The organism is Segatella maculosa DSM 19339 = JCM 15638 (assembly GCF_000382385.1).
Lineage (GTDB): Bacteria > Bacteroidota > Bacteroidia > Bacteroidales > Bacteroidaceae > Prevotella > Prevotella maculosa.
Window position 1 is genome coordinate 397031 of sequence record NZ_KB908319.1, and the last position, 23254, is coordinate 420284.

The following is a 23254-nucleotide window of genomic DNA, read 5'->3' on the forward strand; positions in this document are numbered from 1 at the left end:
TAAATAAGTTTCATGGTGAATTCCAAATGTTTTAAGTTAAAAAAGTGATAAGACCGTGTTAGAAATGAAAAACTTACACCTGTTTCTCTTGCTTTAATGATAGACATAAGTGCGGGATTCATGGAAGATGGAATGGGAGGAGCTGAAACCTGCTCACAACACGCAGGGTTGTAAATAAAACTAAATAGAGGTGGGCACACAAGGTGGTTTCTTGACATAAATCAAAACGTTGCCCAAAATGTGCAAAATATGCTGAATTAATTTGGTGTGTTCGTGCACATGTATTACTTTTGCAGTGTCAATAAGACATAAAAGGTAATAGATTGTTTAGGTTAATGATATAGATTTAGGTTTAGTTATTTAGGTTTAAAGATTAGTTTTGCTGAAATAGGATTGGTTTTTTAGGTAAAAAAGAGGATTTAGGATAACACGAGCGAAAGTGTCGCTCACTTTTTTAGAAAATGGTATTAAGTTATTAAATAGGAGAAGAGGCAGTCTTGAAGTGATTTCAAGGCTGCTTTTTTATTGTAAAATAATACTGTTGATAGGATACGATCATCACCGTTCGAAGGGGAAATGGGAGGAAAAACTGTTCTTGATGGAGCTATATCTATAAAAGATGGCGGTAAACCATCGATAAAGAAACGAGTATAAAAATAAAAGTTTATAGAATTGCTTGACAACTGATGTTTATCAGCCGATTTTTCTTATCTTTGTTGCAAACAATTTCTATCTTTTGAGATGAAAAAAGCAATCGTAATGGGTGCCAGTAGCGGCATCGGACATGAGGTGGCAAGGCTCCTCATCGGGCAAGGATGGACGGTCGGCGTGGCTGCACGACGTGTGGAAAAGTTGGAAGATCTGCGGGATTGCGCTCCGGAACGTGTCTTCACGGCCCGGATTGACGTGACCGATGCGCACGCAGATGAGGCACTTTGCCGGTTCATTGAGCGCATGGGCGGGCTCGACCTCTATTTCCATGCGGCCGGAATCGGGCGAAAGAACCCCGAATTGCAGGCCGAAACGGAACTCAAGACCATGCAGACCAATGCCCTTGGATTTGCAAGAATGGTGGGTGAAGCCTATCGTTATTTCGCCTTAAACGGCGGCGGACACATCGCTTGCATCACGTCGATAGCAGGCACAAAAGGCATGGGGCCGGCCCCGGCCTACAGTGCTACGAAAGCCATGCAGAGCACTTACTTGCAGGCTTTGGAGCAGTTGGCGGGCAACAAACGGCAGAATATCCACTTCACCGACATTCGTCCGGGGTTCGTTGACACGCCCTTACTTGACAACACATCCCATTTCCCGATGCTCATGCGCACGGATAAGGTGGCTCTTCACATCTTAAAGGCAATAGAAAAGCAGCGTCACGTCTGTATCATCGACTGCCGTTGGCGCATGGTGACGGCCCTTTGGCGACGCATTCCCAATTGGGTTTGGCGGCGAATGCGGCTCATTAAAAATCAAGATGAACTTCATCATTAGACATCAATATTGCGGAGGACAGATTTGATGAGCGTCGATTTGCTCAAACGGCACCTTCATAAACGACAACAAACTTCTTTTCTGCAACCTGAATGGCCTTCAGAGACCTCACTTGTTCCTCCTTTCTGTCAACAAAACCCATCTTTTTAGAGAATAATATTTTGAAAAATGATATTCTAAAACATATTTTTGTAAAAATAAAATTCTTCTCGTTATGAAGCAAATATATCGCACGTTATTTGCAATTCCGTCTTATCAGTCGGCTTACATGATTGTGTAACCGGCCTTTTTTATCATGGTTGGAGCTACTAAGAAGGGTATAGTGGAAGCCATTTTTTTATTTTTTCACTTTTTTACAAGCTTACCTTTTAGTTTTTTTCGTATATTTGCAGCATCAGCCTTCCATCACAATCGTTTGATTATGTGGAAGTTGGCTTTGCAAGTCAATTTGATTTGCCGGGAGTTGAAAACAGATTACGAACCAACCGAATGCTTGTGGACTGCAAAAAAACTTTATTATTCATCACGTTTCTACTGATTGCACTGCCCTTGTTGGCACAACAGCAACAAGGAAAAGCCTCATATTATTCGAAAAGGGCCACGGGAGCGAGGACTGCCAGCGGCGAACGACTGCATCATGACAGCCTTACTTGTGCGCATCGCACTTATCCTTTCGGTACCTTATTAAAAGTGAAGAACCCCGGAAACGGCCGAAGTGTGGTCGTAAGAGTGACCGATCGCGGACCTTTCAAACGTGGACGTATCATCGACCTTTCGTATGCTGCCGCCAAAGAACTCGGCATATTGGCCAACGGTGTGGCTACGGTTATAGTTGAAAAATACAACAAAGGCGTTCCTTATCTCGACGAAGACAGCGTCAACCTGCCCCAAATCGACTTTGAAGTGGCGACAGCTGGCCACAGTATCGTTGAGGATTGGAAGAACAAGGAGAGCGTTGTAAAGAAAAAAATGGACCGCAATGCGAAGGAAATAGCAAGCGAAAGGAAGCAAGAACAAGCCAAAAAACCGGCAAAACAACCTGAAGAAGCCGACAAAGGAAACAAGCCTGTACCCACAAAAAAAGAGAAAGAAAACCGCTGGAACAGCGTTTTTGAAAGGTTGAAAGGTATGTTTTGAAGCCTAAAACCCACCTCCTACCCTCCCAAAGGGAGGGAGTTTTGGCCTACGGTGGACTTAATGAAGACGTTTCTAAGCTATTTATATATGATAGTTCACAAGTTCTGACTTCCTCCCTTTTGGAGGGTCGGGGTGAGTGTTAGTGGGCAGAGGTGGATGTTGTCGGTATATTGAACTCTGAAACCTTGGATATCACCCGACTACCTTGCAGCACCGATACGCAAATCTTCGCGCTACCGGCTTTCAACCGATTGTCTGCTTTTACCACTGCCGTGTAGCGAATGCCCTTGCCCGGCTCAATCTGCTCGACAAGAACACCCGGAGAAACCGTCAGATGCCGATTGTCTGTAGCCTCGATAACAGCAGGTTGGACGTCATAAAGGGTCTGCTGGCTGCGATTCATTACCTCGAAAACTACCGTGCAAAGCTCACCTCGCTCGATTATTCCATCTTCATTGCCGTCCAAGAAGCGTGCATTGCATATATCGACAATGGGCGTGTAGGTCGTTTTCTCAGTCGGATTGGTGGGGTTAACGGTCTCGGTTGCGACACTGGAACGCCCGTTTTTACCGGTAAAATCATCAATGCGGTCATCGCCGGAATTGGATTCGTCAAAGCCACTGTCGGTAGACGGCAACTCCCGATAGCTGCCGTTTGCATCGTCTTGTTGTCGTTCCGACATCTTACGCTCGTAATTTTGCCTCGCCCGTTCCTGTTGATACGCTCCCGCTTCGGCCGCCTTTCGCTCCTCGGTCGCCTGCCCAATCGCAGCTCCGACCACCGCACCGCCGGCCATTCCCACAATCGTTCCGAGGTCGGAACCACGCGGCCCGCCCGCAATACCGCCAATGGCACTGCCCAAGATCGACCCTAAATTAGCACCCGCATAGGCACCTGTCCCCGTGTAACTGTCGCAACTGCCGAGCAATAAAGTCGCACAGACTGCATAAACCGCCAACTTCTTCATCTTCAAACCGATTATTGATCTTGATGCAAAGATAAACATTAAAACGCAACTTGCATGAATATTTTCCCTATAAGAAACGGGGGAAATCCCTAAAGAACGTTTTTTAGCCAAAAAAAATCATTTCAACAGATATTCAACATAAAAGGTTGACTTGCAAATTCCTACATCATACGAACGCCAATTCATCAGTAATTCCGAACGTGCTTTTGCTCCGGGGAAGGAATACGAACATTTCGTAACGGAAAACAACATACCTTTGGGCCAGAAATCTAAATTTCAAATAACTTAAACAACAACCAAAATTATGAAGCACAAAGAAAAGAGAATGCTTTTCGCCTGTGGTCTCTGCTGCATTTTGGCAGGCTCGACCGGTAAGGCTTATGCCCAAGTGACGACAAGCGACACAACGAAAGTGCAAACCAGTACCACCCATTTTAACAACAAAGAGGAAAAGAACCGCAATGTGATGCTGAATGCAGAGGGAAACCAAGGACCTCGAAACGTCAACATAGGTTTGCCCTTCTCTGGAGACATCATTATCTTGGAGAACGATGTTCCTGTTGTGTATTACTTCTGGCCAACCATTCCCACTTATGCATGGCGAAATGGAACAAGTTTGTCGAAAATGGGACTATTGTCATTTGCTGAAGGAGCCCTCACCTATGGTAAAGTAGGCTATGCCGTACAATCTTCCGACCGTGAAGCCTCTTCCAGATTCAAAGGTTACGCACAATTGAATGCCAACAGCTTCGGTTCTTCACGCTATGATGTCACCTTGACGGGTCCTTTGGCAAAGGGGGGCTGGGGCTATATGCTCAATCTTTATCAAGACTTCGAACGCGGCAACGGTACCAATTACATGTACACGCCATGGCAGTCGCGCACATCAATGATCAAAGCGGCATTACAAAAGACCTACAAGAATGGATATGTGCGTGTATTGTACAAATTGGTTGATTCCAAAAGTGTTGCCATCTCCAACTATTTCCCGGTGTTGTATAAAGGAAACGGGGAGACGGAAGAACTTCCGAACTTTAAGATTGGCAAGGATTCTTACTCGCTTCGCACGGGTTTAATCCCCTATATCGAGCCGTTCAACGGGGAAAGCAAGTGGGCAGATTTGAATGATGACACCTACAGACGCTCAACATCTCATAACTTGTATATCACGGGTGAGCACAAATTCAACAAAGGTTATAAACTCACCTATACGGGCATGTGGCAATACATGAACACGCCCGTGGCCATCACCTTCCCTATCAGTATCGGTGTCTACGATAAAGACCAATATGATGCCAAGCATTGGAGTTTTAACCAATTCGGAACGAACACTCCTTACACGGGTGCTGTACAGATGGTGAACAACCAAATTATCCCGCAATCAAAGATTCATTATTGGGTTCTGCGCTCCGAGTTGACAAAGAAGTTCGGCATACACAGCACCCGACTGGGCCTTACCTTCCAACAGAACGCTCGTAAATATGTTTCCTACGGTGGTATGTTCTTCCAAACCGTTCAGCCCAATCCAATGCTACTCGACTGGAGTGTGGGTCCAATGAAGCTCACCGACGACCACGGCCTGATGTCGGCCGCCAAGAGTTATGGAAGCTACACGAACGACCGCTTCTCGAAGATAGCACTTTATGCTTCAGACGACTTCAGTCCAGCCAAATGGATCGACTTGGGCTTTGGGCTCCGCATCGAACATCAGAACATCAAGGATACCCACTCTCCTTATTATTCATCGAAAGAATTCATCGGCAACATTCCATATATCCAGCATAACTTCAATAACAAATGGAACAAGGTGGGCATAGCAAACACCGTTGTCAAGCTGACCCGCACATTCGGTATGCTGGCCGACCTCACCTACAATTCTTGGTGGGACTACTATTGGGACTACAGCAACCGAGATGCGCTCGGCAACCCCATTGCCGCCGCCGGCGACCCGGCCCCACGCACGACGGTGCCCATGAATTACGAACAAAAGGTGATCAATTATGGCGCCGGTATCTTCTGGAACCTGAAGAACCTGAGCATCGTCTCCAAGATCACTGGCATTGAGAAACGTAACATCCGCTACACCGCAGCTACCATTCAGAACCCGAAGAACCCGACGGAGAAGGCTGATTTCAGTCCTATATTCTACAATATCCGGACCTTCGGCTGGTCTACCGACATTGTTGCGACCCCGTTCAAGAATTTCAATATCCACTTCCTACTCACGTTGCAAAATCCGCAATACAAGCATTTCGCATATTCTGCGTTCAACGAGGAGTATTCTTACAACAATAAAGTCATACCGGAACTGTCAAAAGTGCTGATGGAAATCGACCCCAGCTACTCATTCATGAACCGAAAGATGCGTGCATGGGTAAGCCTCCGTTACTTCGGCAAGCAGTATGGCAATCCCACCAATGCCTTCAGCTACAATGCATGGTGGGAGACCTTCGGCGGTTTGGACTATCGCGTGAACCGCAACGTGAATCTGAAGCTCCAAATTGTCAACTTCCTCAATCAAAGAGGAGCCAAAGGAACCGTGCAGGGAGCTAGCCAGCTAAAGACGGACGAAGCTTATATCAATCGTACTGTCATCGCAAGCGCAATCCGCCCACGTACATTTGAGTTCACAGTAGACATAAAGTTCTAAAAAATCATTGACAAACCAAATATTCAAACTTTTAATTCAACAAAATTATGAAACAGATTCGTTTTATCCTCGCAGCCATGTTACTTTTCGTAGCCTTTGCTGCAAATGCTCAAGAGAACAAAGAAGTAGGCAGTTTCTTCGTCGGGACATGGAACATCACCGTTAAAGGAACCCCCAATGGCGATTCTAACATGAAAGTCGTGTTCAAGCGGAATGCCGAAGGTAAGATCACCGGCGCTACCTGTGATGACCAAGGAAAAGAAACTCCATTTACTCGTTTAGAAGTAAAAAATGACAAAATCACAGCCTATTGGGTTGCACAAGGTTACGATGTATACCTCTATCTCGAGAAAGTAGCTGACAACAAAGTTGAAGGTTCTATGATGGACATGTTCGATGCTGTCGGAACCAAAGTGAAAGAAGACAAATAAACTTTTTTGTCTTAATAGAAAAATTGTCGTGGTTGAACAGAGAATGATAAACGCATCATAACTTACGAATGCGAAACTCTATCAACACGACAATTTTTCAATAAACTCATATACCTGTTTTTATCAAGAAGATGACAAAGAGAATAATTCTACTGATGATATTGGCGATGGGACTGATAGTGCCAACCATAGTACATGCCCAGAAAGCAAAAAAGAAGAAAATAGCCGTGCAGCTATATTCTCTTCGAGATGAGATTGGCAGTTTTGTCACCAGAAATTATAACCATGACTATATACCGGTTTTCAGGAAGTTGGCCAAAATGGGATATACAGGTATTGAAGCTGCCTGCTACGTCGGGGATGGGAAATTCTATGGTCGCAGTCCGGAGACCTTCAGGCTCGACGTTAAGCATGCCGGATTACAGGTGTTATCATCTCATTGTGCCAAACCATTAAAGAAAAATGAATTGGAAAGTGGAGACTTCAGTGAATCCATGATGTGGTGGAAAGATTGTATCAAAGCCTACAAGGCAGTAGGAGTGTCGTATATTGTAACTCCAACTATAGGAAAACCAGCAACCATAAAAGAACTCCAAACATACTGTAACTATCTTAATGCGATTGGAGAATTATGCAGAGAAAATGGTATTAAATATGGTTATCACAATCATTCCCACGAATTCCAACTCGTAGAAGGTAAAGAAAAAATGATGGATTATCTGCTACAGCACACTAACCCCAACTATGTTTTCTTTGAAATGGATGTCTATTGGGTTGTATTAGCTAAAGAAAGCCCTGTAGCCTATTTCAAAAAATATCCAGGACGTTTCAAGCTTCTTCACATTAAAGACTACAGAGAGATTGGACAAAGCGGCATGGTAGGGTTTGATGCTATCTTCCGTAATGCCCAGACAGCAGGTCTTGAATATCCGATTGTGGAGTTGGAACAAGCAAGCAAGAGTATGGAAGAAGGCTTGAAGATCAGTATTGACTACCTTATCCATGCGCCATTTGTAAAAGCAACATATCAACGAAAATAAAATTTCATTGTACCAGTGTAGAAACCTAATAACTTCGGACAGTATTTCTCTAAAAGTGAAATATCAATATCCATTACATAATATTGTATCATCATGAAACGTATTATATCCTTATCTTCAGTCCTTTGCCTTTGCCTGTCAATGACTGCTTCAATATCTTCATTGAATAAGAAAAAACACAAAGAAAAAGAACACTTCATCTCCTCTCTCATGGCCCGCATGACCCTGAAAGAGAAAATCGCACAGCTCAATCTCGTCACACCCACTGCCGGAACCGGACCCTTCAAAACAAAAAGAGCCTTGGAAAAACTAAAGGATGGAACTGCCGGAAACGTTCTTTCGCTAAGAGGAACCGCAGAAAGTATCCGAGAAAAAGAGGCATTTGCAGAGCAGACGAGATTGAAAATACCCATGCTTTCTGCCCTTGATATCATACATGGTTACAAGACCGTATTCCCCATTCCCCTTGGACTTTCGTGCACATGGGACAGCGTACTCATCAAAAAGACAGCGCGAATAGCTGCCATAGAGGCCACGGCCATGGGCTATAACAACACCTATTCGCCCATGGTCGACATTACCCGTGACCCTCGTTGGGGCCGAGTTATGGAAGGATCCGGCGAAGATCCATACTTAGGAAGTGTCATTGCACGCGCCATGGTAAAAGGCTATCAAGGGGAGAATCTCGATGCCTCTACTTCTCTTTTAGCTTGTGTGAAACACTTCGGAATGTATGGAGCAGTAGAAGCCGGGCGCGATTACAACACAACCGACATGAGCAGAGTTACCATGTACAACGTTTATCTGCCACCTTATAAAGCAGCTGTGGAAGCTGGGGCAGGAAGTGTCATGACTTCATTCAACGATGTTGAGGGCATACCCTCCACGGCTAACAAATGGTTGCTCACGGATTTGCTGCGTAATCAATGGGGGTTCAAAGGCTTTGTGGTGACAGACTATAATGCCGTTCAGGAACTCATCCCCCATGGTGTGGCTGCCGACTATGAAGAAGCTGCCGAAAAAGCAATCAAGGCAGGGACCGACATGGACATGGCAAGCGAATGCTATAGCATGTTTATGGAAAAACTCGTTGCTGAAGGTCGCATTGATATAAGCTACATCAACCGGGCTTGTCGTAGAGTTTTGGAAGTGAAATACGACTTAGGCCTCTTCAACGACCCCTATAAAGGCTATCAGAAAGGACTTGCCGAACGGGTCATTCTGAGCAAAGAGCATAAAGCCGTTGCCCGGGAAGCAATACAACGGGCCATGGTTCTTTTGAAGAACGAGAGACAGGCACTACCCTTGCGGCCCGATAGCCGCGTAGCACTGATTGGTCCGTTCCTTGACAACAAGGCAGAAATGCTCAGCATGTGGTCGCCCGATGGTGTTATTGACAGCGTTGTCTCCATCGTGACTGGCATGAAGAAGCAATTCCGCGAGGTAAAGACCGCTGTCGGAACTTACATGAATGATGATCCTGCACTAAAAAGCTTTGAACCTTTCGACAGTGCACAACAAGCAAAGATGATAACCGAGGCCGTAGAACTCGCTCATCTGTCTGATGTGGTCGTTGTCGTCCTTGGAGAATCAAGATGGCTGTCAGGAGAAGCAAGGTCCATGACAAAGATTTCCATGCCGGCCTGCCAGAAAGAACTGCTAAAGGCACTGAAAAAGACGGGGAAGCCTGTTATCTTGGTATTATTAAGTGGCCGTCCCATGGTACTGACCGACATCATTCCTCATGCCGATGCCATCATCGCGGCATGGCGACCGGGCACGATGGCTGGCGATGCCATAGCCGATGTTCTCTCGGGGAAATACAATCCATCAGGGAAATTAACGATGACCTTCCCGCGTTCCGTAGGACAGATACCTATTTACTACAATCACAAGAACACAGGAAGACCTTTTAAAGACGGAGACCGCGGGCAATTCAAATCCAAATATCTTGATGAAATGAACAGTCCGCTATTCCCCTTTGGCTACGGACTCAGCTACACTACGTTCCGCTATGGGGATATCGTATTGTCAGACACGATTGTCAACGGTGCAAAGAAACATATCACGGCCAGCATATCCGTTACCAATACCGGGAAATATAGTGGAGAAGAGACCGTCCAACTCTATATCAACGACCCTGTGGCTTCCATAACGCGCCCCGTGAAGGAGCTGAAGGACTACCAAAAGGTCATGCTCGCCCCGGGTGAAACCAAGAAGATTACCTTCAATATTACCCCCGAAGCGTTGAAGTTCTACAACCATCATCTCGTCTACGACTGGGAACCCGGATTGTTCAATCTCTATATCGGCACCAATTCTGATGACGTTAAAGAGGCACATTTCGTATGGAACAAATAAAGACAACGAAACCTTTATACAAGGCATGTGCCAAGTTACGCACTTGTCTTGCCATGATAGCCGCAGGCATGTTCTTTGGAACACAGCAGGCAGCTTCACAACCTGCAAATGCTATACCTGTAGACCTGCGTTGCAACTATCAGACGACGCCATTATGCATTGCATCGGCTCCAAATCTATCATGGAAAACACAGACAAAAGAGAAAGGTTGGCTCCAATCAGCCTACCGGATACTCGTGGCTACGTCGCAAGAGAAGTTGAATAAAGGTCGGGCCGATGTTTGGGACAGTGGAAAGACGAAAGGTGGAACATCAGTTTCCATTCTCTATCAAGGACAGAAACTACAACCCCGCCGGTCCTATTGGTGGAAAGTGTGCGTATGGGACAACAAAGGACGCCTTTCTAAATGGTCAAAACCAACGTTCTTTGAAACATCTATGCTCACTCCAACTGACTGGAGCGCAACATGGATCGGGCATACCGATGCTATAGGGAGTGCTGATTTGCAACAGATAAAGTGGATATGGCTGCCCGCTCAGAATGCTTTTGATGTGCCAAGAAAGACGATTGCATGGTTCAGAAAGACATTGAACATCGAACATCTTCCACAGACTGCATACATACAGACGACCGTACGCGGGGATTATGAGCTCTACGTCAATGGTGCCGTCATCGATAAGAAAGATAAAGGTTGGCAATCTTTCGAACGCCAAGACCTCCTTCCTTATCTTCATAAAGGAGAGAACAACATCGAGGTGAAAGTGAATGCTGCCCGCACGGCATCGTTCACCCGCGACACGCGAAAAACCTTGTCGGGAAGTTATTCAGGTTTCGCAGGAATCTTGGTCGTAGAAGACCATCAAGAACGCCGAACTTATCCCACATCGGAAGGACAATGGGCGTGCCGGCCCGACAATGCGTCCAACTGGGAAACGGCAACCGTGTCCTGCACACTCGACGACCCAAGAATGGGACTCAACCCCGGGCCGCTGGTGGCCCCGGCCATCTTGCTCCGAAAGAACTTCGTTTTGAACAAACCTATCAAGGCAGCCCGCCTCTATGCAACTGCACTTGGAAGCTACGAGATGTTCGTCAACGGACAACGAACCGGAGGAGACTATTTCACGCCGGAGTTTACCAACTATAACAAACGCATCATCTACCAGACATATGATGTCACAAGAATGCTGCACGAAGGAGAAAACGCAATCGGTTCTCTACTTGGCGACGGGTGGTATGGAAGTCCACTGGGATGGAACGGCGAGAACGACTTGTTTGAAGGGCAATCCAACAAGCTCATCGCAGAACTTCACGTGACTTTCACCGATGGGACAACGGTTACGATTCCAACCGACGGCTCTTGGAAAACTGCTGTATCGCCAATATTGAAGTCGGAAATCTATTCGGGTGAATATTATGACGCCCGTCTTGAGCAAGAGAAATGGAACGAACCTTCTTTTAACGACGTTCACTGGCGCTACGCCGAGCCTATGGGCAACGATTACACAAAACTTTCTCCGCAGAACACTGCACCCGTCAGAGCGTTCACACGGCTAAGTCCTAAGCATATACACAAGACTCCCGACAACCGTTGGATCATAGATATGGGACAGAACCTTGCCGGAATAACCGAACTGAGATTGAAAGGAGAAGCCGGGACTGCCGTTGTCATGAGATTTGCAGAAAGACTTGCAACCCCTGACAGCATCTACACCGACAATCTGCGCAATGCAACTGCGAAAGACTGCTATGTGCTCAAAGGTGGAGAAGCGACCTACAGACAGCATTTCACTTTCCACGGTTTCAGATACATCGAAGTCTCTGGCTATCCCGGCGTTCTCTCGGACAATGATGTCTCCGCACTCGTATTGAGTTCGGTAGGCAACAAGACCGGACGCCTTGAAACCTCGAGCGATATTGTGAACCGCATGTATTCATTGGGCATCTGGGGGCAGCTCGGCAACTTCATCAGTGTTCCTACCGACTGTCCACAACGCGACGAAAGACTGGGGTACACCGGCGACGGACAAGTGTTCTGGCGAACGGGCAGCTACAACTTCGACATTGCATCATTCACCCATAAATGGATGAACGATATCAAAGATGAACAGACTGCCGAGGGAGGCGTTACCAACACGGCGCCTGCCGTGCCAATGAACAACCGCAAGAACGGTTCGCCGGGCTGGGAAGACGCTGCCGTCATTGTTCCATGGAGCTCATGGATGCAGTTTGGAGACAAAAGCATCATCACCGAGAACTGGCAGGCCATGACCCGCTTCATGAACTACGTGATTCGCAACAGCAAGGGCTACAATCGTGATGGCGGATATCTGGGCGATTGGCTGTGTATCGACAAGACCACGCCAAACGGCATCATCAGTAATTCCCTATGGGCCATGATGGCCGAGATGATGAAACAGATGGCCCAAGCCACAGGACACACCACCGAAGCAACAGCATACGAGGCCTTGCACGACAGCATCGCAAAGACTTTCCAAAGAACCTTCGTAAAGGCCGACGGAACCGTTGGCTCCGGAAGCCAAACCTGCTATGCTCTCGCGCTATATGCAGGGCTGATACCCGACAACTTGAAGAAAGCTGTCACCGATAAATTGGTGAAAGCCATCGAAGCCAACCAATGGCACCTGACAACCGGCTTCTTGGGTACACCTCGACTGCTGTTTGCCCTCTCCCAAAACGGGCGGACCGACGTTGCCTATCGCCTGTTGACCAACGAAACCTTTCCCTCATGGGGCTACATGGTCAGGCAGGGAGCAACGACATGGTGGGAACATTGGGACAGCGACAAGAGCGACCCGAAGATGAACTCATTTAATCACTACTCCTTCGGCGCCGTTGCCGAATGGATGTACAGGGCCATGGCCGGCATCAACACCACACCGGAAGCACCGGGATACAGGGAAATCATCATCAGTCCCGTGTTCGATACCACCGGTAGGCTCACCTCGGCTAAAGGAGAATACGAGTCAGTCTATGGAAAGATTGTGTCGGAATGGAAAATGCGGGACAACAAGAACGTAACCTTGCGCGTGACCATTCCCGCCAACACGACGGCAAAAGTGAAACTGCCCGCCGGTGCATCGTTCTCCAACAAGAATGACAAGGTAAGGGCCGGGAAACTGAAAGCCGGAACTTATCGGTTCGAAGTAAGACTCCAATGACACAAGTCCATCATATTCATCAATAACCCATAACTTATGAATATCATCAATAACTTAAAAACCGCAGTGCTCGTCGCTGTCTGCGCCTTATGCTGCGCCCAAGCAAGTGCACAACCATCGAACAAACCGCATCTGAAAAACAACGGCAATGCCACGCAACTGGTGGTTGACGGCAAACCCATGCTGCTTTTGTGCGGTGAGCTGGGCAACAGTTCGTCTTCTTCCATCTCTTATGCCGCAGAAAGCCTTGCCAAATGCAAACAGCTGGGGCTCAACAGTGCCATCGCAAGCATATCGTGGGAGCAATTCGAACCGCAAGAAGGGAAATACGACTACTCGCTTATTGACGGACTGATTAAAGAAGCCGAGAAGAACAACCTGAAACTTGTCGTCATTTGGTTTGCTTCTTACAAGAACGGGCTCTCCTCTTTTGCCCCCGCTTGGGTGCGACGCGACCAACAGCGCTTTCCAAGAATGATAGGACCGAGCATAGAAGGCCTGACCGGTGGCGCCGACCAAGCAAGCTATTACAAGAATATCCTTTCGCCTTTCTTCGAGGCTTCATGGAAAGCCGATGCCAAAGCGTTTGCCCAGCTGATGAAACACATCAAGGAGACCGACACGCACCATACCGTGGTGATGATGCAGGTGGAAAACGAAGCCGGAGCATATGGTGTTGACATCGACCGCCAGCCCATAGCCCGCAAGCTCTTCAACAGTGCCGTGCCGCAGGAGCTGCTGAAATATCTCCATACCCATGAGGCCGACCTCACACCGGCCATGGCCAAGGCATGGAAGGCAAGGCAGACAAAGGCCGGGGCAAACTGGAAAGAGACCTTTGGTACCGTGGCCATAGACGCTTTCATGGCTTGGCATTTCGCCCGATATCTGGAGCAAGTGACCGCAGCGGGCAAGAAAGCATACGACATTCCCATGTACTACAACGCGTGGCTCAAGCAACCCAAGCACGAAGGCATGCCCGGGCGCTATCCCTCGGGAGGTCCGATACACAGCATGCTCGACATCTATCGCGCCGCATCGCCGAGCATCGACCTGCTCTGCCCCGACATCTATCACCCCGAATTCAAACGCTATTGTCTTGCATACGCCCACAAAGGAAACACGCTCTTCATTCCTGAATGCCGCCCGGGCGAGGACATGGCAGCCAAGGCAACGTGGGTCATGGGCGAAAGAGCTGGCATCGGCTTCGCACCTTTCGGCGTTGAACGGATACAGGAAGGTACTTCGCTGACCGAATGCTACAGAGTGCTGTCGCAGCTGATGCCTTATGTCACGGCCGCCCAAGGTACGAAGAAGATACGGACCGTGTTCAAGCAGGTGATTCCCAAGATCAAAGGCGTGAACGTGGGCGAATGGGACTTCGATGCTGGCGAATTGGAGAAAGAAGATGCCGGCTCCATCAAGGTGTCCATGGGCAACTGGGTGTTCGATGTGTCCTACACCAATCAGCTAAAGGGCGAGGCTGCCTTTGCGATGTTCATTCAATTGAGCGACGACGAGTTCATCGTCACCGGCCGGAACGTGAGAATGAACTTCGAATGCAAGGACAATGCCAAGACTGCCGAGCTCATCGATGCGGAGCAAGGCGAGTTCGAGGGTGGAAAATGGACCGTGAGGCGCAGGCTGAACGGCGACGAGACGGCCCATGGCGTGGCGGTTTCGTTCCCAACGTCTATCGATGTGTTCCGCCCAGAGACTCAACAAGACATCGTGAAGCTGAAACTCTACAGCTATAAGCGCGTGGCACAGCCTTGAAAAGACGCAAGAGGCGGACGCAATAATGACTTATCACATCGGTGGTCTCTGCATGATGACGCAGAGGCCCCTTTTCTTTATGCCTGAACGCGTGCGGAACACTCGCAACTACGAGTACGGAATACTCGTCACAACGAGTACGGAACACTCGCTACAGTGGGTACGGAACACTCTTGGCCGAAGGGGTTGGACATGTTGTTGAGAAAGTGTACCGGGGCGGCTCATTTAGGCAGATGAGACCTGCGATACTCCGACGGCGTCTGCCCCGTATATTTCTTGAAGAACACGTTGAAAGCCGTCTTTGAGTTGAAACCGCTCTCAAAGGCGATGGCCACGAACGACCAATTGGCGTGTTGCTTCGACGAAATAAGATGCTTTGCGTATTCGGCCCTGTACTCGTTGACGAAGGTATAGAAGTTCTTTCCCATGTATTCATTGAGGGTCTGCGTGATGTGATGCTTGGGGATTCCCGTCAAAAAGGAAAGCCCTGCGATGGAAAGCTCGGTGTCTTTCCACGCCTTCTGCTGCTCCATCGAATCGACAAGGAGCCGGGCATAATGTGAAGCCTGACTGTCTTTCAGTCCCGACTTCACGTAGTGCGTGGCGTCGGGGACGTGCCCATGGTCTTGATTGAGCATCGGAACGGCATACTCGGTAATCAACAAATGCTGACGAAGGCCGAAATAACTCAACACATAAGTGATGAGCAGGGAGACGGGATTGCCCAGTTTGCCGATGATGCCCAAGGAATAGCCCTTGACTTGATAGGCAGCCACGATGATCGTGTAGTTATAAAACAGCAGGAAAAACACCACCAAGAACAGCATCCAGTTCAGGTTTATCTTGGAAGACGCAAAAGAATAGGCGTTCTTCATGCGTTTTTGATAGCCGAGAATGCCGACGAGCGTCATGCCACAGTAGGTCCACATGGACAGAATCAGGCCATAACCAAGGAGCGACTTCAAGATGATTTGGCCGTTAAAGTAGGTTTGATTGCTCGTAAAACTGTGCCCGAGCCTTTGGAACGAGAGGAAAATCATAAGGAGACAACCGCACAGAAAGGGAGCGAAATGAAAGAAGTCGCGCCGTTGGAAGCCTGTCCCCTGCCCCACGATATACTTCGAATAGAGATAAAGCAGAGGGGGAATGGCCAGTGCCAGCACGTTGGAAACGGGCCACAGAAAGCCTTTCACATGAAAATAGTACTTCACAATGTCCAATGCAAAAGACAATAGCAGGACGAACAGCCAGATGCAAAGAATGCGGTCTGCCGTTCTTTTCTGCTTCTTTCTCAGCAGAAGGAAGATTGAAAAAAGAGCCTGCGCGCAGTTGATGAAGGCGATGATGACGGTTCCCATGACTTATTCAGACCTTATAGCAATTGTAGTCCCTTGCAAATGTAACTATTTTATTTGTAATAATTAATATTTGTTGTCGATATTTTCAATCTCTCTGTAACATTCATCTGCTGGAAGAGGGGGATTGACAAGGCGCAGTAAAGCCAAGAAGCGGGTGAATGGAGGCTCCATCTGTCCCATTTCCCTTCGCTGGTTTGAACGACATGTAGGGACGCACGGCCCGTACGTCCGCTCCAATAACCGTGCTTTTTGCTTGCTATTGACCTTAACGGATGCACTAACCGTACGTCCCTACAGACCACTTCCTGTTCCACATTTTTCAATATCAGCCATATTACCGTGCAATATCGGCCATATTACCGTGCAATATCAGTCATTTCGTCTTGCAATATGGCCCATTTAACCGCGCTAAATGACCCATTTTGCGTCGTTATCCGACCCATTTCGCACAGGAAAGCAAGGCTCTTTAAATGAGAAGCTGGTAAGGAGTCGGCCCCAATTGCCACAAATAAAAAAGCGCAGTGACATCAATCACTGCGCTTTCTTTATAGCGTTTAATGCTAATCGTGAGCTTATTCTGCTGCAGGAGCTTCTTCGGTTGCCACCGGAGCCTCTTCTGTTGCCACGGGAGCTTCTTTCGTTTCTGGAGCTTCTGTAGCTTGAGTCTCGGCAGGCGCTTCTGCCTTGCCAGCAGCCTTGCGGCTACGACGGGTCTTCTTCGCTGCCTTTGGTGTCTTAGCCATGTTCTCATCGAAGTCTACAAGCTCGATGAAAGCAATCTCTGCGGCGTCTCCCTGACGTGTACCCAGCTTGATGACGCGGGTATAGCCGCCCGGACGGTCAGCCACCTTGGCTGCAACCTCTCCGAAGAGTTCTTTGATAGCCTCTTTCTTCTGAAGATAACGGAAAACCACACGGCGTGAGTTGGTCGTATCTTCTTTGCAACGGGTAATCAAAGGTTCTATATACTTCTTCAAGGCCTTTGCCTTTGCGAGGGTCGTAGTGATTCTTTTGTGCATAATCAACGACACGGCCATGTTAGCGAGCATGGCATCGCGATGAGATGCAGTACGACCCAGATGGTTGAATTTCTTATTATGTCTCATTTGTTCTTTGCGTTTAGAGGGCAGGGGCTTGTGTTACTCCTTGTCCAGTTTATACTTTGAAATGTCGGTTCCAAACGATAGATTCAGACTTTCGAGCAAATCATCAAGCTCTGAAAGCGATTTCTTACCGAAGTTGCGGAACTTCAAGAGGTCGGTCTTATTGTACTGCACGAGATCACCGAGGGTCTCTACGTCGGCAGCTTTCAGACAATTGAGCGCACGAACGCTGAGGTTCATATCGACCAACTTGGTCTTGAGCAGCTGACGCATGTGCAACACCTCTTCATCAAACTCTTGATTGCCGTCCTGATCGGGAGTTTCGAGTGTAATCTTCTCGTCAGAGAACAGCATGAAGTGGTAAATAAGGATCTTTGCAGCCTCTTTCAGTGCTTCTTTCGGGTGAATGGAACCATCTGTTGAAACTTCAATAACCAGTTTGTCATAGTCGGTCTTTTGTTCTACGCGGTATGGCTCGACTGAATATTTCACGTTTCGGATAGGGGTGTAGATGGAATCAATCGGAAGGATGTCGACATCAGTGCAGAACTCACGGTTTTCATCAGCCGGAACATAGCCACGACCTTTGTTGATTGTGAGATCAATTTGCATTGAAGCCTTAGCATCTAAATGACAAATCACCAAATCAGGGTTTAACACTTCAAATCCAGTCAGATATTTACCAATATCACCAGCTTTGAATTCTGTGGAATTCTCTACGGTGATACTAACTTTCTCGTTCTCGAATTCTTCTACTACTTGCTTGAATCTTACTTGTTTCAAATTCAAGATAATGTTGGTTATATCTTCCTTTACACCCGGAACGGAAGAGAATTCATGCTCAACACCCGCAATGCGAATGGTGTTGATGGCATAACCTTCCAGCGAGGAAAGAAGAATGCGTCGCAATGCGTTACCTATGGTAACCCCAAAGCCAGGCTCAAGCGGACGAAATTCAAACTTGCCGAACTTGTCATTGGCCTCCAACATTACAACTTTATCAGGTTTTTGAAATGCTAATATCGCCATTAATTCAATGATTTATTTAGAGTACAACTCAACGATTAACTGTTCCTTGATGTTTTCTGGAATGTCAGCACGCTCGGGCTTGTGTAAGAACTTGCCGCTCTTGCTGTTATCATCCCATTCAATCCATGGATATTTGCTGTGGTTGAAGCCTGCAAGTGCTGCATCGATAACCTCGAGAGACTTGGATTTCTCACGAACAGCAACGATCATGCCCGGCTTAACGGCAAATGAAGGGATGTTTACAACCTTTCCGTCGACAGTGATATGCTTGTGACCAACAAGCTGACGGGCTGCTGCACGGGTAGGAGCAATACCCAAACGGAAGACTACGTTGTCAAGACGACATTCAAGGTTCTGAAGAAGTACCTCACCGGTAATGCCATCTGCCTTTGCAGCCTTCTCAAACATGTTACGGAACTGACGCTCAAGTACGCCGTAGGTGTACTTGGCTTTTTGCTTCTCTGCCAACATGACACCGTATTCAGACGTTTTTCTGCGACGGTTGTTGCCATGCTGTCCAGGAGGGAAGTTTCTCTTGGACAAAACTTTGTCGGCGCCGAAAATGGCTTCACCAAATCGACGTGCAATTTTAGATTTCGGACCTATATATCTTGCCATAATTAAAATATGTGCTAATTGAAATGATTTCTTGATTATACCTTACGACGCTTCGGAGGACGGCAACCGTTGTGGGGCAATGGGGTAACATCGATAATCTCTGTTACCTGAATACCGGCCGCATTCACGGCACGGATTGCCGATTCACGACCGTTACCCGGACCCTTTACATAAGCTTTCACCTTGCGAAGTCCAAGGTCGAAAGCCACCTTTGCACAATCTTCACCAGCCATTTGGGCTGCATACGGTGTGTTCTTCTTCGAACCACGGAAGCCCATCTTGCCCGCCGAAGACCAAGAGATAACCTGCCCTTCGCTGTTAGCCAAAGATATGATGATGTTATTGAATGAACTATGAACGTGAAGTTGACCAATAGCGTCTACTCTTACGTTCCTTTTCTTAGATGTTGCTTTTGTCTTTGCCATAATTAATTTCCATTAAAAATTACTTAGTAGCCTTCTTCTTGTTAGCAACAGTCTTCTTCTTGCCCTTGCGGGTGCGAGCATTGTTCTTTGTGCTCTGTCCGCGAACCGGAAGACCATTACGATGTCTCACGCCACGATAGCAACCAATATCCATCAGTCGCTTGATGTTCATTTGGACCTCTGAACGGAGATCACCTTCAACCTTGAACTCAGCGCCGATAATTTCACGGATCTTGGCAGCCTGATCGTCAGTCCATTCGCTGACCTTCAGGTCACGGTTCACACCGGCCTTATCCAATATCTTTGCTGAACTACTTCGACCGATACCATAGATATAGGTCAATGCGATTTCGCCACGCTTGTTTTGGGGCAAATCTACTCCAACAATTCTTATTGCCATTTTTTAATTTGAATAAAAAACTAATTAAATAAAATTCAATTCTCGCCAAAGAACGTGCAAAGTTAGAAATAAAAATCTATTTATTCTAACATTTACAACACTTTAACATTAACCCTGACGTAATTTGAACTTAGGGTTTTTCTTGTTGATAACGAACAAACGACCTTTACGACGGACTATCTTACAGTCGGCAGTACGCTTCTTTAATGATGTTCTTGTTTTCATATCAGTGTATATATGAGAAATTATTTGTATCTGAAAACGATTCTTCCTTTTGTCAAATCATAAGGGCTCATCTCTACTTTCACCTTGTCACCGGGAAGAATTTTGATGTAATGCATGCGCATTTTTCCCGAAATGTGGGCGATGATCTGAACTCCATTCTCAAGTTCTACGCGGAACATTGCGTTTGACAGACTCTCTACAATTGTTCCATCCTGCTCTATAGCGGATTGTTTTGCCATAAATAAACCTATTCTTACTTACTTAATGATTTTCTATTTCTTCAAACGTTGATAAAATTTCGGCCTTTCCTTTCCGAATAGCAATGGTATGTTCGAAATGAGCTGCCGGTTTATGATCGCGAGTTACAATACTCCAACGATCAGGCAACATCCAAATCTGCCGCTCACCCATTGTTATCATGGGTTCGATAGCAATGCACATCCCGGCTTTCAACATCACTCCGTTACCGTGTGAACCGTAATTGGGTATCTGAGGAGCCTCATGCATCTCCCTACCAATGCCGTGACCGGTCAGTTCTCTGACAACACCGTAACCATAACTTTCGCAATATTCCTGTATTGCCGCGCCGATATCACCCACATGTTTTCCTGCAACAGCCTGTTCAATCCCTATATACAGTGACGCTTTCGTGACCTCCAGTAACTGCTTTACTTCAAGAGCAACCTCGCCCACACCAAAGGTATAGGCCGAATCACCATTGTAACCGTTCAAAAGTGTGCCGCAATCAATGGAAACGATGTCGCCATCTTTAAGCACCACCTTATCGCTTGGGATTCCATGAACGACGACGTCGTTGATGGAAGTACAGATTGATGCCGGGAAAGGCCCTCCAAATGGATTAGGAAAATCTTTGAACGTGGGGACAGCCCCATGGTCTCTGATAAACTCCTCTGCTATTTTATCCAGTTGGAGGGTCGTTACACCGGGCTTGATATTTCTACCTAACTCTGCAAGGGTGGCACCAACAAGTTGGTTGGCCTTGCGCATTAAGTCTATTTCATCTTCTGTCTTCAGAAATATCTTCATTCGCCGGACGCCGATTAGTAAACCGATACACCACTGTTACGTGTGTGACCGGAGTTCAAGAGTCCGTCGTAATGGCGCATCATCAGATGACTCTCTATCTGTTGGAGCGTGTCGATAACCACTCCGACGAGAATCAACAACGATGTTCCACCAAAGAACTGTGAGAAGCCCTGCTGCACGTTAAGCAGTCCGGCTAAAGCCGGCATGACAGCAATGAACGCAATGAACAACGAACCCGGAAAAGTAATACGAGACATGACGGTATCGATATAATCTGCCGTGTCCTTACCGGGTCTGATGCCCGGAATAAAACCGTTATTGCGTTTCATATCCTCTGCCATCTGCGTTGCATTCAGCGTGATTGCCGTATAGAAGTAGGTAAATGCGATAATCAAAATCACATAAATCACATTATACAACACGCTACGGTTATCCATCAGCGAACGACCTAACCAAGAGGCATTGTCACTCTGATACTGAACGATGACCAAAGGAACGAACATCAATGCCTGAGCAAAGATGATTGGCATCACATTGGCTGCGAACAGCTTCAACGGAATGTACTGACGCGCACCACCGTACTGCTTGTTACCAACCAGACGCTTGGCATACTGCACGGGAACCTTACGTGTGCCCTGCACCAAAAGAATGGACGCACAGACGACCGCATAGAGAATGAGAATCTCGGCAATGAACATCACGATACCACCACCAGAGATGGCCGTAAAACGTGAAGTCACTTCCTGCACAAAAGCCTGAGGCAGACGTGCGATGATACCAATCATGATAATCAGAGAAACTCCATTTCCGACTCCTTTATCAGTGATGCGCTCACCGAGCCACAGAATGAACATACTTCCTGCCGCAAGAATGATAGTTGCAGGCACGATGAAGACCGTCCAAGAAATGCCACTTGCCAAAGCTTGGCTGGCCTGTGTCTTCAGGTTCATGAGGTAGGCCGGTGCTTGGAACACCAAGATGGCAACCGTCAGCAGGCGGGTATACCAGTTTATCTTCTTTCTTCCGCTTTCACCCTCACGCTGCATCTTCTGGAAATAAGGCACAGCGACAGCAAGGAGCTGCATAACGATCGAAGCTGAGATATAGGGCATGATTCCAAGTGCAAAGATTGAAGCATTGGAAAAAGCACCACCAGAGAACATGTCCAAGAGCGACATAAGGCCACCTGCGGTCTGCGACTGAAGTGATTCCAACTTAGCCGGATTGATTCCGGGAAGAACGACGAACGAACCAAAACGGTAAATTGCCGTAAAGAGGATCGTTATCAGAAGACGCTGACGCAAATCCTCTACCTTCCAACAGTTCTTTAGTGTCTCAATAAACTTTTTCATTTTTTAGATTATAGTTGCGTTACCACCCACTGCCTTGATAGCTTCTTCGGCAGTCTTAGAGAATGCGTTTGCTTCAACATCGATTTTCGCCTTCAACTTACCGTCGCCAAGGATCTTTATCAGCTCCTTGCCATTGGTAAAGCCGGCTTCCTTCAGCTCAGCGACCCCGATTTTCGTCAGATTCTTAGCCTCTGCGAGTGCCTGCAACGTTGAAAGATTCACAGCAAGATATTCCTTGTGGTTGACATTCTTGAAACCAGACTTCGGAACACGGCGCTGAAGGGGCATCTGTCCACCTTCGAAGCCGATCTTTCTCTTATAACCGGAGCGAGCCTTGGCACCCTTGTGACCACGGGTAGAAGTTCCACCGAGTCCGGAACCGGGTCCACGACCGATACGACGACGTGAATGTGTGGAACCCGCAGCCGGTTTTAAACTATTTAATTTCATAATCGATTTTTGATATTAAAAGATTTGTTATTCAACTACGCTAACCAGATGATGAACCTTGCGGATCATTCCGCGGATACTGGGAGTATCTTCAACTTCAACAACCTGAGAAATCTTACGAAGTCCCAAGGCAAGAAGCGTGCGCTTCTGGTCAACCGGATAACCGATTTTACTCTTTATCTGTTTGATTTTAATTGTTGCCATTGTCTTTT

At 47.2% G+C, this 23254-nt stretch carries 21 protein-coding genes; 8 read left to right on the forward strand and 13 right to left on the reverse strand.

All coding sequences use genetic code 11. The features are described from left to right. Window positions 1–741: 741 nt before the first annotated feature. Both H164_RS0101615 and H164_RS0101625 read left to right on the forward strand, forming a co-directional pair. Window positions 742–1491, forward strand: a complete 750-nt coding sequence (locus tag H164_RS0101615; RefSeq protein WP_019967013.1) for an SDR family NAD(P)-dependent oxidoreductase — start codon at window positions 742–744, stop codon at window positions 1489–1491. A gap of 489 nt (window positions 1492–1980) precedes the next feature. Then, a complete protein-coding gene (locus tag H164_RS0101625) occupies window positions 1981–2628 on the forward strand; it encodes a septal ring lytic transglycosylase RlpA family protein (protein WP_019967015.1) in 648 nt (215 codons plus the stop codon). Between the two features lie 139 nt (window positions 2629–2767). Here the strand turns inward: H164_RS0101625 and H164_RS0101630 are convergent, their stop codons facing one another. Further along, a complete protein-coding gene (locus H164_RS0101630; RefSeq protein ID WP_019967016.1) occupies window positions 2768–3595 on the reverse strand; it encodes a hypothetical protein in 828 nt (275 codons plus the stop codon). A gap of 304 nt (window positions 3596–3899) precedes the next feature. On the opposite strand from H164_RS0101630, the gene H164_RS0101635 reads away from it, so the two are divergent. The 6 genes from H164_RS0101635 to H164_RS0101660 all read left to right on the forward strand — a co-directional run bounded on the left by H164_RS0101635 (window position 3900) and on the right by H164_RS0101660 (window position 15035). Further along, a complete protein-coding gene (locus H164_RS0101635; protein ID WP_019967017.1) occupies window positions 3900–6245 on the forward strand; it encodes a TonB-dependent receptor in 2346 nt (781 codons plus the stop codon). A 47-nt stretch (window positions 6246–6292) separates the two neighbouring features. Next, window positions 6293–6676 carry a hypothetical protein gene (locus tag H164_RS0101640; protein WP_019967018.1) on the forward strand — a complete coding sequence of 128 codons (384 nt, stop codon included), beginning with the start codon at window positions 6293–6295 and terminating at the stop codon, window positions 6674–6676. A gap of 131 nt (window positions 6677–6807) precedes the next feature. Continuing rightward, window positions 6808–7716 (forward strand): sugar phosphate isomerase/epimerase family protein, encoded by a 909-nt coding sequence (locus tag H164_RS0101645; protein ID WP_019967019.1) that lies wholly within the window; start codon window positions 6808–6810, stop codon window positions 7714–7716. Window positions 7717–7809: 93 nt separating this feature from the next. Then, window positions 7810–10077, forward strand: a complete 2268-nt coding sequence (gene bglX / locus H164_RS0101650; RefSeq protein ID WP_026356197.1) for a beta-glucosidase BglX — start codon at window positions 7810–7812, stop codon at window positions 10075–10077. Continuing rightward, window positions 10065–13259, forward strand: coding sequence for a family 78 glycoside hydrolase catalytic domain (locus tag H164_RS0101655; RefSeq protein WP_019967021.1), 3195 nt, complete (start codon window positions 10065–10067; stop codon window positions 13257–13259). Before bglX ends, H164_RS0101655 begins: the two co-directional genes overlap by 13 nt. Before the next feature lie 36 nt (window positions 13260–13295). Then, window positions 13296–15035 (forward strand): GH35 family beta-galactosidase, encoded by a 1740-nt coding sequence (locus tag H164_RS0101660; protein WP_019967022.1) that lies wholly within the window; start codon window positions 13296–13298, stop codon window positions 15033–15035. Between the two features lie 221 nt (window positions 15036–15256). Here H164_RS0101660 and H164_RS0101665 read toward each other — a convergent pair whose 3' ends face one another. The 12 genes from H164_RS0101665 to rpmD all read right to left on the reverse strand — a co-directional run bounded on the left by H164_RS0101665 (window position 15257) and on the right by rpmD (window position 23246). Next, a complete protein-coding gene (locus H164_RS0101665; protein ID WP_019967023.1) occupies window positions 15257–16393 on the reverse strand; it encodes a helix-turn-helix domain-containing protein in 1137 nt (378 codons plus the stop codon). A gap of 572 nt (window positions 16394–16965) precedes the next feature. Further along, window positions 16966–17499, reverse strand: coding sequence for a 50S ribosomal protein L17 (gene rplQ, locus H164_RS0101670; RefSeq protein WP_019967024.1), 534 nt, complete (start codon window positions 17497–17499; stop codon window positions 16966–16968). A 33-nt stretch (window positions 17500–17532) separates the two neighbouring features. Then, a complete protein-coding gene (locus tag H164_RS0101675; protein ID WP_025829756.1) occupies window positions 17533–18525 on the reverse strand; it encodes a DNA-directed RNA polymerase subunit alpha in 993 nt (330 codons plus the stop codon). A 12-nt stretch (window positions 18526–18537) separates the two neighbouring features. After that, window positions 18538–19143 carry a 30S ribosomal protein S4 gene (gene rpsD, locus H164_RS0101680; RefSeq protein WP_008565576.1) on the reverse strand — a complete coding sequence of 202 codons (606 nt, stop codon included), beginning with the start codon at window positions 19141–19143 and terminating at the stop codon, window positions 18538–18540. A 35-nt stretch (window positions 19144–19178) separates the two neighbouring features. After that, window positions 19179–19568: a 30S ribosomal protein S11 gene (rpsK, locus tag H164_RS0101685; protein WP_008565577.1), complete on the reverse strand. Its 390-nt coding sequence runs from the start codon at window positions 19566–19568 to the stop codon at window positions 19179–19181. 19 nt (window positions 19569–19587) lie between these two features. Then, window positions 19588–19968, reverse strand: a complete 381-nt coding sequence (gene rpsM / locus H164_RS0101690) for a 30S ribosomal protein S13 (RefSeq protein ID WP_008565578.1) — start codon at window positions 19966–19968, stop codon at window positions 19588–19590. A gap of 108 nt (window positions 19969–20076) precedes the next feature. Then, window positions 20077–20193, reverse strand: a complete 117-nt coding sequence (gene rpmJ, locus H164_RS15000) for a 50S ribosomal protein L36 (protein WP_081475822.1) — start codon at window positions 20191–20193, stop codon at window positions 20077–20079. Window positions 20194–20213: 20 nt separating this feature from the next. Then, window positions 20214–20432, reverse strand: coding sequence for a translation initiation factor IF-1 (infA, locus tag H164_RS0101695; protein WP_004341775.1), 219 nt, complete (start codon window positions 20430–20432; stop codon window positions 20214–20216). A 22-nt stretch (window positions 20433–20454) separates the two neighbouring features. Next, on the reverse strand, window positions 20455–21240 hold the full coding sequence (gene map / locus H164_RS0101700) for a type I methionyl aminopeptidase (protein ID WP_019967026.1): 786 nt from the start codon (window positions 21238–21240) through the stop codon (window positions 20455–20457). Between the two features lie 14 nt (window positions 21241–21254). Beyond that, complete coding sequence (secY, locus tag H164_RS0101705; protein ID WP_019967027.1) at window positions 21255–22592, reverse strand: preprotein translocase subunit SecY; 1338 nt, start codon at window positions 22590–22592, stop codon at window positions 21255–21257. Between the two features lie 3 nt (window positions 22593–22595). Next, window positions 22596–23042, reverse strand: coding sequence for a 50S ribosomal protein L15 (gene rplO, locus H164_RS0101710; protein WP_008565583.1), 447 nt, complete (start codon window positions 23040–23042; stop codon window positions 22596–22598). A gap of 27 nt (window positions 23043–23069) precedes the next feature. Then, window positions 23070–23246: a 50S ribosomal protein L30 gene (gene rpmD, locus H164_RS0101715; RefSeq protein WP_025829758.1), complete on the reverse strand. Its 177-nt coding sequence runs from the start codon at window positions 23244–23246 to the stop codon at window positions 23070–23072. Window positions 23247–23254: the final 8 nt, after the last annotated feature.

Bases quoted from the DNA above. Each gene is read 5' to 3' on its own strand.
- map (WP_019967026.1), bottom strand. From the start codon at position 21,240: ATGAAGATATTTCTGAAGACAGAAGATGAAATAGACTTAATGCGCAAG.
- rpsM (WP_008565578.1), bottom strand. From the start codon at position 19,968: ATGGCAATAAGAATTGTTGGAGTAGATTTGCCCCAAAACAAGCGTGGC.
- H164_RS0101660 (WP_019967022.1), top strand. From the start codon at position 13,296: ATGAATATCATCAATAACTTAAAAACCGCAGTGCTCGTCGCTGTCTGC.
- H164_RS0101640 (WP_019967018.1), top strand. From the start codon at position 6,293: ATGAAACAGATTCGTTTTATCCTCGCAGCCATGTTACTTTTCGTAGCC.
- H164_RS0101630 (WP_019967016.1), bottom strand. From the start codon at position 3,595: ATGAAGAAGTTGGCGGTTTATGCAGTCTGTGCGACTTTATTGCTCGGC.
- H164_RS0101645 (WP_019967019.1), top strand. From the start codon at position 6,808: ATGACAAAGAGAATAATTCTACTGATGATATTGGCGATGGGACTGATA.
- rplO (WP_008565583.1), bottom strand. From the start codon at position 23,042: ATGAAATTAAATAGTTTAAAACCGGCTGCGGGTTCCACACATTCACGT.
- H164_RS0101655 (WP_019967021.1), top strand. From the start codon at position 10,065: ATGGAACAAATAAAGACAACGAAACCTTTATACAAGGCATGTGCCAAG.
- H164_RS0101615 (WP_019967013.1), top strand. From the start codon at position 742: ATGAAAAAAGCAATCGTAATGGGTGCCAGTAGCGGCATCGGACATGAG.
- rplQ (WP_019967024.1), bottom strand. From the start codon at position 17,499: ATGAGACATAATAAGAAATTCAACCATCTGGGTCGTACTGCATCTCAT.
- H164_RS0101675 (WP_025829756.1), bottom strand. From the start codon at position 18,525: ATGGCGATATTAGCATTTCAAAAACCTGATAAAGTTGTAATGTTGGAG.
- H164_RS0101665 (WP_019967023.1), bottom strand. From the start codon at position 16,393: ATGGGAACCGTCATCATCGCCTTCATCAACTGCGCGCAGGCTCTTTTT.
- bglX (WP_026356197.1), top strand. From the start codon at position 7,810: ATGAAACGTATTATATCCTTATCTTCAGTCCTTTGCCTTTGCCTGTCA.
- H164_RS0101625 (WP_019967015.1), top strand. From the start codon at position 1,981: ATGCTTGTGGACTGCAAAAAAACTTTATTATTCATCACGTTTCTACTG.
- rpmD (WP_025829758.1), bottom strand. From the start codon at position 23,246: ATGGCAACAATTAAAATCAAACAGATAAAGAGTAAAATCGGTTATCCG.
- rpmJ (WP_081475822.1), bottom strand. From the start codon at position 20,193: ATGAAAACAAGAACATCATTAAAGAAGCGTACTGCCGACTGTAAGATA.
- rpsD (WP_008565576.1), bottom strand. From the start codon at position 19,143: ATGGCAAGATATATAGGTCCGAAATCTAAAATTGCACGTCGATTTGGT.
- secY (WP_019967027.1), bottom strand. From the start codon at position 22,592: ATGAAAAAGTTTATTGAGACACTAAAGAACTGTTGGAAGGTAGAGGAT.
- infA (WP_004341775.1), bottom strand. From the start codon at position 20,432: ATGGCAAAACAATCCGCTATAGAGCAGGATGGAACAATTGTAGAGAGT.
- rpsK (WP_008565577.1), bottom strand. From the start codon at position 19,568: ATGGCAAAGACAAAAGCAACATCTAAGAAAAGGAACGTAAGAGTAGAC.
- H164_RS0101635 (WP_019967017.1), top strand. From the start codon at position 3,900: ATGAAGCACAAAGAAAAGAGAATGCTTTTCGCCTGTGGTCTCTGCTGC.